Here is a 13,677-nt window from a genome sequence, read left to right as displayed (position 1 = left end):
TGGGCGCGATGCCAAAGCCCTGCCGGGCAAACTCCCACGAGACGATGCCGTTCTGCGACCCCAGGCGGAAGTTTTCTTCGGTCAGGCGCAGCCCGATCGGTTCGAAATAGGCGATCATCTGCGCGGTGTCGCCGAAACTGATGAACTCGTGCCGGGACAGGTCCGACAGGGACTTGGGGCGTCCAGCGCGGTTCAGGTAGGCGGTGGCGGCATAGAAATGCCCGTCAGCCTCCTGCACCAGTTTTGCGATCAGGTCGGGCTGGTCGGGGCGGACATGGCGGATGGCGATATCCGCCTCGCGCCGCATCAGATCGCGAATGTCGTTCGCGGCGATCACGTCGATCCGCAGTTTCGGAGCCTGCGCGCGGATCTCGCGCAGCAGATCCGGCAGGATATAGGCCGACATCACGTCGCTTGCGGTGATCCGCACCTGCCCCTCGATCGACTGCGCCTGAGCGGACGCGGCCAGCGCAATGCGATCTGCGGCGGCGCCCATGGTCCGGGTGTGCTCCAACAGCTCGATCCCGGCGGTGGTGATCTGAAGTGACCGGCCGATCCGTTCGAACAGCATCACGCCCAGATCGGATTCAAGCGCGGCGATCTGGCGGCTGAGGGTCGGTTGTGTCTGGTCCAACCGTCGTGCCGCCGCCGAAAGCGAGCCGGTCTCGGCCGTGGCCAGAAAGGCGCGGATATGGTTCCAGTCGAATTTGCGCGGATCATCCATGCAAGAATGTATAAGGATTCTGCGAATTTCGGCAATTCACCTTTGAAACGCGTATCACTAGCTTGCGCTCAAAGGAGAGCCGACATGACCGCCACAGCCAAATTCTGGGACGGAATCGCCGAGAAATACGCGAAATCCCCGATCCGGGACATCGAGTCCTACGAGCACACGTTGCAACGCACGGTGTCCTATTTGAAGCCAACCGACCAGGTGCTGGAACTGGGCTGCGGAACCGGGCGCACCGCGCTGCGGCTGTCCGGCCATGCGGATACGATCACGGCGAGCGATGTCTCTCCGGGCATGTTGGCCGTGGGCCGCAGGTTGGCACAAGAGGAGCAGATCGAAAACGTCGTCTTTGTCGAGGCCGACGCGAACCGCCCCCCGAATTGGGCCTATGATGTGGTGATGGCGTTCAATCTGCTGCACCTGATCCGGGATCTGGAGGCGACGCTGGCCGGGGTTCATGAGGTGTTGAAACCCGGCGGTCTGTTCATTTCAAAAACGCCCTGTCTTGCCCAGGGTGGATTGGGGTTCAAGTTCGGCTTGCTCAAGCTGCTGCTGCCGATCATGCAGCTTTTGGGCAAGGCGCCATTCGTCAGTCAATTCGACATCAAGACGCTGGAAACCGCCATTGAAAAGGCCGGGTTCGAGATTATCGAAAGCGGGAACTTCCCGGCAAAACCGCCCTCGCGCTATCTGGTGGCCCGCAAGCTGTGACGCCAGCGCCGCATCGGCAGGCAACTTCCGCATTGGGCTTTGCGGGTTTGGACAGTAAACAGGGCCAGAAGCAAAAGGCGGAGGCTGCAATGGGTTTGAATGTCTACCTGTCGGGCGAGATCCACACGGATTGGCGCGAACAGATCATCGAAGGCGCGCAAGGGCTGGACGTCACGTTCAACAGCCCGGTGACCGATCATGCGGCCAGCGACGATTGCGGGGTCGCCATTCTGGGGGCCGAGCCGAACAAGTACTGGCACGACCACAAAGGTGCGATGGTCAACGCGATCCGTACCCGCAAGGGGATCGCCGATGCCGACGTCGTCGTGGTGCGATTCGGGGACAAGTACAAGCAGTGGAATGCGGCCTTCGACGCGGGCTATGCCGCGGCCCTGGGCAAGTCGATCATCGTGCTGCACGGTCCCGAGCATCAGCATGCGCTGAAAGAGGTCGATACCGCCGCGTTGGCGGTGGCCGAGGAGCCCCGCCAGGTGGTCGAGATTCTGCGCTATGTGCTGACCGGGAAACTGCCCGGTTGATGGAACGGAATGCCGACGCCGCTTGCAAGGCGGCGACGGCGTGATCCCTTACCCGCGCGGAGGCGTGACCATACCCTTTTGAACCGCGGGCCGGTCCAGGAACCGGTTCAGATAGGCGATGGTGTTGCGATGATCGTCCCAGCCGACCAACTCTTTGGCGCCGTAGAAATCAAGGCCGCGCAGCCACGGGGCCAAAGCGATATCGGCAATTGAGTACTCACCGGCGATCCAGTCCTGCCCGTGCAACTGGGTCTCGACGACATTCAGCAGCCGTTTGGCCTCGTAGATATACCGCTCGCGCGGGCGCGGGTCTTCGATCGCGCTGCCGGCGAACTTGTGGAAGTAACCCAGCTGCCCGAACATCGGACCCACGCCGCCCATCTGGAACATCAGCCATTGCGTGATCCGATACTTGTCAGCCATGTTCTGGCCGAGGAACTTGCCGGTTTTCTCGGCCAGGTAAAGCAGGATCGCACCACTTTCGAACAGCGCCAAGGGCTGTCCGTCCGGGCCGTCAGGATCGATGATCGCCGGAATCTTGTTGTTTGGGTTCAGCGACAGAAACTCGGGGCTTTTGACGTCAGCGTCTGACAGGGTGACCTTGTGCGCCTCGTAGGGCAGGCCCGTTTCTTCGAGCATGATGGACACCTTCACGCCGTTCGGCGTCGGGAAGGAATAGAGTTGGATCCGCTCCGGCGAATGCGGGGGCCATTTGGTCATGATCGGGAAGGTGGCGGTGTCCAGCATGGCAAGCTCCTTGTTCGGGTACTATTGCAAGCTAGGCATTCAGGGGCGGATTGTTAGATGGCGGTCTGTGCAACCCCGGGCAGCGACTGTTTGCTGAAGCACAGCGGGGAAATCCGGGACATTTCAAACCTAGACCTGTGCGGTTTTATCGCCCAATGTTGAGGAAACCCCGCGCAAAAGTCGCGGGTTTGTTGCTGTTGGAAAGGAGACGCCCGTGGATGAGGTCGTGACGCAGGTAGGGGCATTTGCCCCATTGATCATGAGCGCGGTCAAAGCCCTGATCGTTCTTGTTGTCGGCTGGATAGCCGCTGGCATGATCGCAGGGATCGTTCGCCGCCGAATTAATTCGACCCCGCAAATCGATCCGACTTTGGGGAATTTCGTTGCCAGCACCGTCAAATGGGTGATCCTGGCCATTGTCCTGGTTGCTGTGCTTGGCATCTTCGGAATCGAAGCGACGAGTATCGTTGCCATTCTGGGTGCCGCTTCGCTGGCCATCGGCCTTGCGCTGCAGGGCACGCTCAGCGATCTAGCCGCAGGTGTGATGCTGGTGGTTTTCCGGCCATACAAGCTGGGTCAGTTCGTGGATATCGGTGGGACAGCCGGCACGGTGAAGGACCTGAACCTGTTCACGACCGAACTGGTCACGCCCGATAATGTGCAGATCATCGTTCCCAACGGTCAGGCCTGGGGGTCGATTATCACCAACTACTCGGCCCACGACACGCGGCGTGTCGATCTGGTGTTCGGGATCGACTATGGCGACAGTGCGGATGCGGCCATGAAGATCATTCTGGATGTGGCCAAGGCGGACAAGCGCATACACTCGGACCCCGAGCCCTGGGTGCGTGTGACCAACTTGGGAGACAGCTCGGTAGACCTGACCGCGCGGTTGTGGTGCGCGGCCGCCGACTATTGGGACGTCAAGTTCGATCTGACCAAGGCCGTCAAGGAGGCCTTTGACAGCAAGGGCATTTCGATTCCCTACCCGCACTCGGTGGAAATCCACAAAGAGGGCTGAATGCTCCCGCCCGTCCGTCGGGCATTGGAAATGCCCTACTCCGGTTGGGCCAAGCGCCGCGCAGATGCGCGGCGCTGTTGCGTTTCGATCAGGCCTTGACGACCATTGCGGGCGAAACCACGTCGATCCCCAGTGCCTTGCCTACGGCATAGTAGGTCAACTGGCCGGCGTGCACGTTGAGGCCCGCCAGAAGGTGGGGATCGTCCTGACATGCCTGTTTCCAGCCCTTGTCGGCCAGCGCCAGCATGAACGGCATTGTTGCGTTCCCCAGCGCGATGGTCGAGGTCCGTGCCACCGCACCCGGCATATTGGCCACGCAGTAGTGCATGATGCCATCGACCTCATAGATCGGATCGGCGTGCGTCGTTGCCTTGGAGGTTTCGAAACAGCCGCCCTGGTCGATGGCAACGTCGACAAGCACCGCGCCCGGCTTCATGGTCGACAATTGCTCGCGGGTGATCAGTTTCGGGGCGGCCGCGCCCGGGATCAGAACGGCCCCGATCACCATATCCGCCGACTGGATCAGCTCGGCCGTAGCACCGGCGGTCGAGTACTGGTTCTTGAACCGGCCACCGAAGACGTCGTCCAGATAACGAAGGCGCGGCAGCGAACGGTCCAGAACGGTCACATCAGCGCCCATGCCCGCCGCCACCTGAGCCGCATGCGTGCCAACGACGCCGCCACCGATCACGACAACCTTGGCCGGGCCCACGCCTGGGACGCCGCCCATCAGAACGCCGCGCCCGCCATTGGCTTTTTGCAGGGTCCACGAACCCACTTGCGGTGCCAGACGCCCTGCGACTTCGGACATCGGGGCAAGCAGCGGCAGACCACCGTTGGAATCAGTTACCGTTTCATAGGCGATCGCCGTGCAGCCCGAGGCCAGCAGATCGTGGGTTTGCTCAGGGTCGGGCGCAAGGTGCAGGTAGGTGAACAGCAGCTGGCCTTCGCGCAGCATCTTGCGCTCGATCGCTTGCGGTTCCTTGACCTTGACGATCATGTCGGCGGTCGCGAACACCTCTTCTGCGGTGTCCACGATGCGCGCGCCTGCGGCGACATAGGCGTCGTTGTCAAATCCTGAACCCAGCCCGGCGCCGGTTTCGATGATGACCTCGTGACCACGGGCAACCGCTTCCTGCGCGGCGTTGGGGGTCATGCCTACGCGGAATTCCTGCGGTTTGATTTCCTTTGGGCATCCGATTTTCATGGGGCTCTCCATTCATAAACTGCACAAATTATGTGCAGAAAGCGGTGCAATTTCTGTGAAACTCGGTGCGCAACTGCGCTAATATGTGGGAAATTTTTCGATGAAATGAGAAAATCTTGCAACGGATGTGCGTGAATGTCACTTGATGCGACTGACCGAAAGATTCTGGCGGCCCTTCAGCGCAAGGGGCGTATGTCGAACGCGGAACTGTCCGAGCAGGTCAACCTGTCACCGTCGGCCTGCCATCGCCGGGTTCAGCGGCTTGAGGCGGAAGGCTATATCCGGGATTATGTCGCGCTGTTGAATGCGCGCAAACTGGGGGTGCCGACAACCGTATTTGTCGAGATCACCTTGCAGGGTCAGGCCGAGGAGGTGCTGGAGGCTTTCGAGCGGGCGGTCCGGCGCATTCCGGACGTTCTGGAGTGTCACCTGATGGCCGGGTCGGCGGATTATGTCCTGAAGGTGGTCGCCGAAAACACCGAGGATTTTGCGCGCATCCACCGCCAGTATCTGTCGCGCCTGCCCGGAGTTGCGCAAATGCAAAGCTCGTTCGCCCTGCGGACCGTTTTCAAGACGACCGCACTGCCTGTTTGACCCTGGTGCGGCAGTCTTGCCGATGCGGTTGTATCTGCCGTTGAGCCGGTTCAATATTGGCCTTCGGGGCGGGAAAAAGGTCGGCATGACATTGGCCGGTTACACGTACCCGATATGGTCCGAGACTGTTGAAAGATAAGGAGCAGGCCCTTGGCTGAAGACTATGAGAACACAGTCGACGATTGGCTGGAAGCCGAGTTGCAGGACACACTGGACGAGGATTTTGAGATCGAGTTCAGTGAACCCATGCTGTCGATGGAGGTCCGCAAGATCTATCGCGAACAGCATCCTGAAATGCTGGATCGCAAGGTCTATTTCCGCAACCTGTTGCGCCTGCAGGCCGAACTGATCAAGGTTCAGGACTGGGTGCAGCATACCGGCGCCAAGGTTTGCATCCTGTTCGAAGGGCGCGACAGCGCTGGAAAGGGCGGGGTAATCAAGCGGATCACCCAACGGCTGGACCCGCGGGTTGCACGTGTCGTTGCTTTGCCTGCCCCCAGCCGGCGCGAGCAGAGCCAGTGGTATTTTCAACGCTATGTGCCGCATTTGCCGGCGGCGGGTGAGATCGTTCTGTTCGACCGGTCGTGGTACAACCGGGCGGGCGTTGAACGGGTGATGGGCTTCGCCACCGAGGCCCAGGTCGAGCAGTTCTTTCAGGACGTTCCCGAATTCGAGCGCATGTTGGTTCGGTCGGGGATCATCTTGCTGAAATACTGGTTCTCGATCACGGACGAAGAACAGCAACTGCGCTTTCTGATGCGAATCCACGATCCGATGAAGCAGTGGAAACTGTCACCGATGGACCTGGAATCGCGGATCCGCTGGGAAGACTATACCAAGGCCAAGGAAGATATGCTGTTCCGAACCAACATTCCCGAGGCCCCCTGGTACATTGTCGAAGGCAACGACAAAAAGCGGGAAAGGTTGAACTGCATGGAGCATATTCTGACCAAGATTCCGTACGAAGAGGTGCCCCACGAAAAGGTCACTCTGCCGGATCGGAAATACAATCCCGAGTATGAACGGCGGGTTCTGCCGGACGAATTGTACGTGCCCAAGATTTATTGAAAGAAAGTGCCCCAGAATCGGGGCACTTTTTTCGGCCGCAACTGCCTCAGAAGATGAATGAGTCGCGGTCGAGATCAGCCAGCAAGGTATCCTCGAGGATCACCATGTGGCCTTTGCCATCGTCGATCACCACATCGTTGCCTGACTGAGAGATATGGTTGTTCATCAGATCCTTGTAGCTTTTGATGGCGGCGCTGCTGCGCAGCACAACCTGGTCGCCGTCTTCGAAATCGGTAACGCGGTTGATACCGTTGCTGAAGAAAAAGTCATCTGCGCCGGTGCCGCCGGTCATGATGTTGGTTCCGCTGCCGCCACGTAGAACGTCGTCACCCGTGCCACCCGACATCGTATCGTCGCCGGCCTGACCTTTCAGGATATCGCGATCATCGCCGCCTTCCAGAGTATCATTGCCCTGTCCGCCGAACAGCCTGTCACGGCCGCCTTCGCCGCGCAGAGTGTCATCCCCGGACCGCCCCAGAAGGGTATCTCGACCACTTTGCCCGGTCAGAGTGTCATCGCCGCCGCGCCCGTCCAGTCGCCCGGCTTTCCCGACTTCCAGGGTAAACCAGTTGTCTTCGGCATTCCCTGTCTTTCCGGGTTTGACAAAAATCTCCACAGGGCCGGCGGGTGTTGGGGCCGGGGCGGGGGATGGCAACGGAGTTCCTCCGCCGCCGGAACCGCCGGTATCCAGTTGGACCGCCGCCGAAGTCCGCGCGAAGTTCTGCGTGACCATGATGGCGTCGTAATTCACGCCGTTATGCAGGTATTTCCCGGTCTCGATCCCGATCCCGATCACCGTCACGTTCGGATCGAGTATGTTGGCCTTGTGGCCGGGGCTGTTCATTAGGCTGTCGTGCAGGTTCTGGACGTCATCGGCCAGACCTGGGGCACCGCGGACACTTTGCCATGCTATGTTTTCGGTCGCACGCCAGCTGCCTGAAAACACAAAGCCGGCATCTTCCATCCGATCCCACGGCTGGGACTTGCCGACACCCGTGTGGCTGAACTTGTCTACGTCCAGCATCCATTGGCTGTGATCCTCAGCGGCGTCGTTCAGCCTCAGTTCCAGCTGGACGGGCTGCAGGCCTCGGCTGGCGCGCTCGGCATTTATGAGCTCCAGCATTTGCCTTTCAAGTGAACTTGCGACTGACACGATTCTGCCTCCATTGGATTGCGTTATTTTGAGGCGACATTAGTGGCGAGAATTTGGCGTAGAAAAGTCACAAATCTGCTGGGTGGAATCGGACGGCGAATTGCCACCAAAACTTGCTGATTCATGTGCGGCAACTTGCTGAGTGATGCCAGACGGCGTCAGTTTTCGGGCTTGGATTTGCAGGCACACCGGGGATTTGTTCCCCAGAAACGACAAACCCCCGGGCGATGCCTCGGGGGTCGTCAAATAGTGTCATCCAAAGCTGGACGAGGAAGATCTTAGAGCAGACCTTCGCGCTGGGCTTTCTTACGTGCCAGTTTCCGGGCACGGCGGATCGCTTCAGCTTTCTCGCGCGCTTTTTTCTCGGACGGTTTCTCGAAATGTTGCTTCAGCTTCATTTCACGGAACACGCCTTCGCGCTGCAGCTTTTTCTTCAGGGCACGAAGCGCCTGATCGACATTGTTGTCGCGAACACTAACCTGCATGTGGTTGTCACCACCTTTCTAGATAGAGTTGCAAGGAAATTGCAGGAGTTGGCCGTATAGCAAAGCGGACCTAACTTGTCTAGTACTGGGCCCAACAGTCGGAGGACCGCCATGACCGTGACCTATGAAGATGCAAAACAGCAATTGCTGGACGCAATTCTGACCCATGTTCCTTTTGATGGTTGGTCCGAAGAGAGCTTTCGCGCGGCCATTGCCGACTGCGATCTGGACGAAGGTCTGGCCCGTGTCATCTGCCCGCGGGGCGCCGTGGATCTGGCGCTCGCATTTCACGCCCGCGGGGACGCCGAGATGCTTGAACGGCTGAACTCCGAGGACCTGAGCGATCTGAAGTTCCGCGACAGGATTGCCGCCGCAGTGCGCTTCCGCCTGCAGGCTGTCCCCGACAGGGAGGCGGTGCGCCGAGGCGTGACTTTGTTTTCGTTGCCGTCATATGCAGCAGATGGCGCCAAAGCGGTCTGGGGCACCTGTGACCTGATCTGGGATGCGCTGGGCGACACTTCGGATGATGTCAATTGGTACACCAAACGCGCGACGCTGTCGGGTGTGTATTCTTCGACCCTGTTGTTCTGGTTGGGCGATGACAGCCCGGACCACCAGCGGACATGGGAATTCCTGGATCGCCGCATTGCGGATGTGATGCAGTTCGAGAAGCTCAAGGCGCAGGTGAACAACAATCCGCTGTTCAAACCGTTCCTTGCGGTTCCCAACTGGCTGGCAAGTCAGGTTCGGGCGCCAGTCAGGATGCGGGCCGATCTGCCGGGTCTTCTGAACCCGCGCAAGTAACTGCCTCTTGCTGCTGGGCCTTTCCCGATTCGCCTGATACCCATTGCGCAAAGGAGTTTTGCCAATGCCCCAGATGATGCGCGCCATTGAGATCACCACGCCCGGAGGTCCGGACGTTCTCAAGCTGACGGAACGCCCCATGCCCGAGCCGGGTCATGGTCAGGTGGTTTTGAAAGTGGCCTATGCCGGCGTCAATCGCCCAGACGCTCTGCAGCGGGCCGGGGCCTATGATCCGCCGCCAGGGGCCAGCGACCTTCCCGGGCTCGAGGCTTCGGGCGAGGTGGTGGCCATCGGGTCCGGCGTCTCGGGGTTGGCACTGGGGGATCAGGTCTGTGCGTTGTTGCCTGGCGGCGGGTATGCAGAATACGTGGTAACACCGGCGGCACATTGCCTGCCTGTGCCCTCGGGCCTGAGCCTGAAACAGGCCGCCTGCCTGCCCGAAACCTTCTTTACAGTCTGGTCAAACGTGTTCACTCGTGGCGGGCTGAAGGCTGGCGAACGGTTCCTTGTACATGGGGGATCGAGCGGGATTGGTACCACGGCCATTCAACTGGCCAACGCTTTCGGAGCCCGGGTCTTCGTGACGGCTGGTTCGGACGAGAAATGCCGGGCCTGTCTGGACCTGGGGGCCGAGAGGGCGATCAACTACAAGACCGAGGATTTTGTTGCTGCCATGCGGGCCGAAGGTGGGGCGGATCTGATTCTCGACATGGTTGGCGGCGATTACATCCCTCGCAACGTCAAGGCGCTGGCCGAAGATGGCAGGCTGGTTCAGATCGCGTTTCTGCAAGGACCCGTCGTCGAGTTGAACTTTGCTATGATGATGGTCAAACGCCTGACCCTGACCGGCAGCACACTGCGGCCACAGAGCGATCTGGCCAAAGCACGCATCGCGCAGGATCTGCACGAGGCGGTCTGGCCGCTGCTTGAGGCTGGAAAAGTTGCCCCGGTCATGGACAGCGAATTTGATCTGGCCGATGCCGCCGCTGCGCATGCCCGCATGGAAAGCTCCGGCCACATTGGCAAGATCGTCTTGAAAGTATCAGGCTAGGCCTATCAGCGCGGGGGGGTGCCCCGCGCTTTGCTCAGGCGATGGCGCGTCTATACAGGTGCCATGTCGCGTGCCCCAAGACAGGCATTGCGACGATCAGGCCCAAAAGCAGCGGGATCGCACCAAGAACCAGCAGCGCGGCGACGATGAAGCCCCAGGTCAGGATCACGGTCGGATTGTGCCGCAGGACCCGGACCGAGGTGACAACGGCCACAGGCAGGCCGACCTTGCGGTCAAGCAGCAACGGGAAGCTGACAACGCTGACGGCCAAGGCCACCAGAGCAAACAGGAATCCAACCGCCGATCCGACGATGATCATGGTCCAGCCGGGGCCGGTGGTCAGAGCCCGTGTCAGAAATTGGCCCAGCGTCTCTGGCGGCTGCGGACCCAGTGTTTCGATATAGATGCCGTGTGCCACCATCAGCCAGACCAGCAACAGCATGACAAGGTAAAAGGCCAGTGCCAGTATGGCGCCGAACGAGGGGGATCGAAAAACACCCAACGCGTCCAGCCAGTGAACCTCGTGCCCCTGTTCCCGCTTGCGGCTGATCTCATACAAGCCCAGTGCAGCGACCGGACCGATCAGCGCAAACCCGGCCACCAGAGGAGCCAGAAGTGGCACCATGTTGGCTTGCATCGCGAATCCGAACATCAAAAGCCCCGCGATCGGGTAGATCAGAACGATGAAAATGGCATCGGCCCGGATCGCCAGAAAGTCTTCGTATCCGGCGCGCAGGCATTCTCGCAAGTCTTGCAGCGTCAGCGTCTGTACCGTCGGCAGATGCTGGGTGTCAGCGCTGCCGATGCCGGTTACGTTTTCGGCGATGTGATCGCTGGTCGCGCCGAGTTGCTGCGCGGTCCAACTGATCGGGTTTCCGATTGTCTTTGCCATTGTCATCCCTTTCCTTGGCGCAGGTGCGCCGCAGGATGCATCCGGCGAAAAGTTGCCCGTGGCCGGATGACCCGGCAACGCCTGACCCTAGTGTACCACAGTTTTTTCCAATCCTGGTTCACCCTTGCGAGATCGCCGGATTGCCCTGCGGCGCCGAAGTGATAGCTTGGATCCAGGCAAAAGGAGGTCAGCATGCTGAAAACGGCGCGTACCGTAGTCATTCACGAAACCGGCGGCCCCGAGGTGCTGAAGATCGAGGATAGACCGTTGGGTGACCCGGGACCGGGTGAAGTTCGGATCCGCCATCACGCCTGCGGTCTGAATTTTATTGATGTCTACCAGCGGACCGGTCTGTATCCGATGGAACTGCCGCACGCGCTGGGAATGGAAGCCGCCGGGGTGATCGAGGCGGTCGGCGAAGGCGTGACGCATCTGAAACCGGGCCATCGGGCGGCCTATGCAGCGGTGCCGGCCGGTGCCTATTGCGAAGCGCGGGTGATGCCCGCGTCGCAGGTGTGCCCCTTGCCCGGCGGAATCTCATTCGAGACCGCGGCGGCCATGATGCTCAAGGGCTTGACGGTTGAATACTTGTTTCACCGCACCACGCCGCTGAAACGTGGTGATACGGTTCTGTTCCATGCCGCCGCCGGGGGTGTCGGCCTGATCGCGTGCCAGTGGGCCAAATCCGAAGGCATCAAGCTGATCGGCACGGCCGGGACCGATGACAAGTGCCGTCTGGCCCAGTTCAACGGCGCCACACACTGCATCAACTACCGGACCGAGGATTTTGCGTCCCGCGTGGCCGAGATTACCGGCGGCAAAGGGGTCGATGCGGTCATGGACTCTGTCGGTGCCGATACGTTCGAAGGCTCGCTGGACTGCCTCAAGCCATTGGGGATGATGATTTCCTTCGGCAATGCGTCTGGACCCGTGCCACCATTCAACATCGGCATTCTTGGGCAGAAAGGGTCGTTGAAGATCACCCGGCCGACGCTGTTCACCCATATCGCGGACCATTCCGTGTGTCAGGCCATGGCCCGGCGGCTGTTCGGCAAGGTGGCCGGCGCCGAGGTCAAGATTCACATCGATCAACGCTTTGAACTGGATCAGGTCGCCGATGCGCACCGCGCACTGGAGGCGCGGCAGACAACCGGAAGCACGATCCTAGTGCCATGAAAAAGGCCCGGCACGCCGTGCCGGGCCCGTTCGATTCTGCGCGAGGGATCAGAAGCGGTATGCTGCCCGGATCTGGAACGTGGTTGCATCCACGTCGACACCGGTCGAGTTGAAATTGTCGAACTCGTGGTACAGCAGCTCGCCCGCGATGCTGACGTTCGGCGCGACGATCTGTTCATAACCGGCGCCGATGAACCATCCATCGTCGCTGCCCAGCGTGTCGGTTCCCGCATCTGCGTAACCGGCGACACCATACAACAGCCCCTGCGGGTTGACCTTGTAGCCGGCGCGGGCTTTCAGCCGCCAGACGTCTTCGACCGTTGCGGCACCCGAAAGGTCGACATCAGACCAGTCATAGTCAAAGCCGCCGCCCACGACCCAGTCGCCCAGATCATAGTCGTAACCAAGGATCAGACCGCCGATGGCCCCGTTTCCGTCCACACCGGACAGGCTGGTGCCGATATCCGCGTAGCCGACCTGCGCACCTGCATAGAACCCGGTCCAATCGCCCGAAGACTGCGCTATGGCGGTGCCGGCTGCAAAAGTTGCAACGGTGGTCAATAGTGCCAGTTTGCTCGTCATCTTGCTATCCTTTCGTTGGAAGTTATCTGCCTCGGCCTTTGGTTGGCCTGAAGGTTTGTATTGATCATTACGTTCCGGTCGTTGGACCGGATCATTGGTTTTTCGCTGTTATTCCGACCCGGATTTCCGCAAGGTCGCGGCGCCTGGCCGCCCTTTTAGAGTGTTGTTCTGATCAGATAGGTTCGGGGTCGTGGGGCTTCAAATCACGATCGGCGGCAGAAGCATTCTGCCGCCGATCCTTACCGCCAATTCAGCAGATTATTGCTGCAGTTCGGCCGGATCCTTGTCGGCGATCGTTTCCCAGTTGACGCTTGCTTTTTCGATGAAGCCGGGGATGTCGCCTTCCCAACGCTGCTGGATGTCTTCCGACAGGTTCAGATACAATTTGTTGTCCACGATCTTCCAGTAGGTCGGATCGCCGTCAAACTTGAACCCCATGGCCGCTCCGAAGGCGCAGTAGCCGCCGTAGGCCGGCAGGTAGGCCTCGGGATTGGCTTCGAACGCGGCCTTGTTCTCTTCGGTGGCAAAACGGTACAGCGCATCGTTGTGCAACGCCGTGATCTTGTAGCTGCCTTTGGTCGGCTCGCCTTCAGTGAAATACGCCACCGGGTCGTAACCCTGCATCGCCAAACCGGTCGACGAGGCGTTGATTTCTACCCCGGCCGCCAGGGCCGAGCTTGCGATTGCCACAGACAGCGCAACGCCGCCCAACAGGGATTTGATCTTGTTCATGGTTCCACCTTTCGTGATCGGGCTGCCCGGCATGTCCAAGCGCGGGCGTTTCAGCACCGAAATTGCGTTTCGTGCACCCGGTAATTGAGCGTCACGAAAACTCAGGTGGGAAAGGCGGCGATCACGTTCAAAGCAATCAAACGTGAATGTGCGGAAATACCAGGCGGTCTGTTCGCAAGCGCAGA

General features: G+C 60.0%; 16 protein-coding genes. 8 read left to right on the top strand and 8 right to left on the bottom strand.

The features are described 5' to 3' along the window. Nucleotides 1-724, bottom strand: a 724-nt coding sequence (locus tag AC2FM5_RS17140) for a LysR family transcriptional regulator (RefSeq protein ID WP_496737026.1), incomplete at its 3' end; no start/stop codon positions are given. Nucleotides 725-808: 84 nt separating this feature from the next. Here AC2FM5_RS17140 and AC2FM5_RS17135 point away from each other — a divergent pair. Together AC2FM5_RS17135 and AC2FM5_RS17130 are read left to right on the top strand one after the other, a co-directional pair. After that, a complete protein-coding gene (locus AC2FM5_RS17135; RefSeq protein ID WP_170359999.1) occupies nucleotides 809-1,441 on the top strand; it encodes a class I SAM-dependent methyltransferase in 633 nt (210 codons plus the stop codon). Nucleotides 1,442-1,530: 89 nt separating this feature from the next. After that, nucleotides 1,531-1,980: a YtoQ family protein gene (locus AC2FM5_RS17130; RefSeq protein ID WP_093963775.1), complete on the top strand. Its 450-nt coding sequence runs from the start codon at nucleotides 1,531-1,533 to the stop codon at nucleotides 1,978-1,980. A 48-nt stretch (nucleotides 1,981-2,028) separates the two neighbouring features. Here AC2FM5_RS17130 and AC2FM5_RS17125 read toward each other — a convergent pair whose 3' ends face one another. Next, nucleotides 2,029-2,727, bottom strand: coding sequence for a glutathione S-transferase family protein (locus AC2FM5_RS17125; protein WP_496737023.1), 699 nt, complete (start codon nucleotides 2,725-2,727; stop codon nucleotides 2,029-2,031). Between the two features lie 214 nt (nucleotides 2,728-2,941). On the opposite strand from AC2FM5_RS17125, the gene AC2FM5_RS17120 reads away from it, so the two are divergent. After that, complete coding sequence (locus AC2FM5_RS17120) at nucleotides 2,942-3,748, top strand: mechanosensitive ion channel family protein (RefSeq protein ID WP_170367577.1); 807 nt, start codon at nucleotides 2,942-2,944, stop codon at nucleotides 3,746-3,748. A gap of 88 nt (nucleotides 3,749-3,836) precedes the next feature. Here the strand turns inward: AC2FM5_RS17120 and ald are convergent, their stop codons facing one another. After that, nucleotides 3,837-4,955 carry an alanine dehydrogenase gene (ald, locus tag AC2FM5_RS17115; RefSeq protein ID WP_170438523.1) on the bottom strand — a complete coding sequence of 373 codons (1,119 nt, stop codon included), beginning with the start codon at nucleotides 4,953-4,955 and terminating at the stop codon, nucleotides 3,837-3,839. Between the two features lie 135 nt (nucleotides 4,956-5,090). Between ald and AC2FM5_RS17110 the strand changes: the two genes are divergently transcribed. Continuing rightward, nucleotides 5,091-5,549: an Lrp/AsnC family transcriptional regulator gene (locus AC2FM5_RS17110; protein ID WP_093963556.1), complete on the top strand. Its 459-nt coding sequence runs from the start codon at nucleotides 5,091-5,093 to the stop codon at nucleotides 5,547-5,549. Nucleotides 5,550-5,699: 150 nt separating this feature from the next. Then, nucleotides 5,700-6,617: a polyphosphate kinase 2 gene (ppk2, locus tag AC2FM5_RS17105; protein ID WP_170360005.1), complete on the top strand. Its 918-nt coding sequence runs from the start codon at nucleotides 5,700-5,702 to the stop codon at nucleotides 6,615-6,617. A 46-nt stretch (nucleotides 6,618-6,663) separates the two neighbouring features. On the opposite strand, the gene AC2FM5_RS17100 is transcribed toward ppk2, so the two are convergent. Both AC2FM5_RS17100 and rpsU read right to left on the bottom strand, forming a co-directional pair. Next, a complete protein-coding gene (locus AC2FM5_RS17100) occupies nucleotides 6,664-7,740 on the bottom strand; it encodes a CAP domain-containing protein (protein WP_174819822.1) in 1,077 nt (358 codons plus the stop codon). 308 nt (nucleotides 7,741-8,048) lie between these two features. Then, complete coding sequence (rpsU, locus tag AC2FM5_RS17095; protein WP_005614280.1) at nucleotides 8,049-8,255, bottom strand: 30S ribosomal protein S21; 207 nt, start codon at nucleotides 8,253-8,255, stop codon at nucleotides 8,049-8,051. A gap of 111 nt (nucleotides 8,256-8,366) precedes the next feature. On the opposite strand from rpsU, the gene AC2FM5_RS17090 reads away from it, so the two are divergent. Together AC2FM5_RS17090 and AC2FM5_RS17085 are read left to right on the top strand one after the other, a co-directional pair. Further along, nucleotides 8,367-9,059, top strand: a complete 693-nt coding sequence (locus AC2FM5_RS17090) for a COQ9 family protein (RefSeq protein WP_170391776.1) — start codon at nucleotides 8,367-8,369, stop codon at nucleotides 9,057-9,059. Between the two features lie 64 nt (nucleotides 9,060-9,123). Beyond that, on the top strand, nucleotides 9,124-10,110 hold the full coding sequence (locus tag AC2FM5_RS17085) for an NAD(P)H-quinone oxidoreductase (RefSeq protein ID WP_496737018.1): 987 nt from the start codon (nucleotides 9,124-9,126) through the stop codon (nucleotides 10,108-10,110). 34 nt (nucleotides 10,111-10,144) lie between these two features. Here the strand turns inward: AC2FM5_RS17085 and AC2FM5_RS17080 are convergent, their stop codons facing one another. Further along, entirely contained in the window at nucleotides 10,145-11,002 is an 858-nt protein-coding gene (locus AC2FM5_RS17080; RefSeq protein WP_170343022.1) for a DUF2189 domain-containing protein, read from the bottom strand. A gap of 192 nt (nucleotides 11,003-11,194) precedes the next feature. Here AC2FM5_RS17080 and AC2FM5_RS17075 point away from each other — a divergent pair, with 192 nt between their 5' ends. Next, nucleotides 11,195-12,178 (top strand): quinone oxidoreductase family protein, encoded by a 984-nt coding sequence (locus tag AC2FM5_RS17075; RefSeq protein ID WP_496737016.1) that lies wholly within the window; start codon nucleotides 11,195-11,197, stop codon nucleotides 12,176-12,178. 48 nt (nucleotides 12,179-12,226) lie between these two features. Here the strand turns inward: AC2FM5_RS17075 and AC2FM5_RS17070 are convergent, their stop codons facing one another. Both AC2FM5_RS17070 and AC2FM5_RS17065 read right to left on the bottom strand, forming a co-directional pair. Next, complete coding sequence (locus AC2FM5_RS17070; RefSeq protein ID WP_480637616.1) at nucleotides 12,227-12,760, bottom strand: outer membrane protein; 534 nt, start codon at nucleotides 12,758-12,760, stop codon at nucleotides 12,227-12,229. Between the two features lie 258 nt (nucleotides 12,761-13,018). Further along, complete coding sequence (locus AC2FM5_RS17065; RefSeq protein WP_093963550.1) at nucleotides 13,019-13,492, bottom strand: YHS domain-containing (seleno)protein; 474 nt, start codon at nucleotides 13,490-13,492, stop codon at nucleotides 13,019-13,021. Nucleotides 13,493-13,677 lie beyond the last annotated feature (185 nt).

It is taken from the genome of Ruegeria sp. BHSA162, assembly GCF_059613385.1.
This window is presented reverse-complemented; position numbering and strand designations above follow the sequence as displayed.

What these genes read in the sequence shown, in the direction of transcription:
- AC2FM5_RS17080 (WP_170343022.1), bottom strand. Translation starts at nt 11,002, where the DNA reads ATGGCAAAGACAATCGGAAACCCGATCAGTTGGACCGCGCAGCAACTC.
- AC2FM5_RS17070 (WP_480637616.1), bottom strand. Translation starts at nt 12,760, where the DNA reads ATGACGAGCAAACTGGCACTATTGACCACCGTTGCAACTTTTGCAGCC.
- AC2FM5_RS17135 (WP_170359999.1), top strand. Translation starts at nt 809, where the DNA reads ATGACCGCCACAGCCAAATTCTGGGACGGAATCGCCGAGAAATACGCG.
- AC2FM5_RS17130 (WP_093963775.1), top strand. Translation starts at nt 1,531, where the DNA reads ATGGGTTTGAATGTCTACCTGTCGGGCGAGATCCACACGGATTGGCGC.
- AC2FM5_RS17110 (WP_093963556.1), top strand. Translation starts at nt 5,091, where the DNA reads ATGTCACTTGATGCGACTGACCGAAAGATTCTGGCGGCCCTTCAGCGC.
- AC2FM5_RS17100 (WP_174819822.1), bottom strand. Translation starts at nt 7,740, where the DNA reads ATGCTGGAGCTCATAAATGCCGAGCGCGCCAGCCGAGGCCTGCAGCCC.
- rpsU (WP_005614280.1), bottom strand. Translation starts at nt 8,255, where the DNA reads ATGCAGGTTAGTGTTCGCGACAACAATGTCGATCAGGCGCTTCGTGCC.
- AC2FM5_RS17065 (WP_093963550.1), bottom strand. Translation starts at nt 13,492, where the DNA reads ATGAACAAGATCAAATCCCTGTTGGGCGGCGTTGCGCTGTCTGTGGCA.
- AC2FM5_RS17075 (WP_496737016.1), top strand. Translation starts at nt 11,195, where the DNA reads ATGCTGAAAACGGCGCGTACCGTAGTCATTCACGAAACCGGCGGCCCC.
- AC2FM5_RS17090 (WP_170391776.1), top strand. Translation starts at nt 8,367, where the DNA reads ATGACCGTGACCTATGAAGATGCAAAACAGCAATTGCTGGACGCAATT.
- ald (WP_170438523.1), bottom strand. Translation starts at nt 4,955, where the DNA reads ATGAAAATCGGATGCCCAAAGGAAATCAAACCGCAGGAATTCCGCGTA.
- AC2FM5_RS17085 (WP_496737018.1), top strand. Translation starts at nt 9,124, where the DNA reads ATGCCCCAGATGATGCGCGCCATTGAGATCACCACGCCCGGAGGTCCG.
- AC2FM5_RS17125 (WP_496737023.1), bottom strand. Translation starts at nt 2,727, where the DNA reads ATGCTGGACACCGCCACCTTCCCGATCATGACCAAATGGCCCCCGCAT.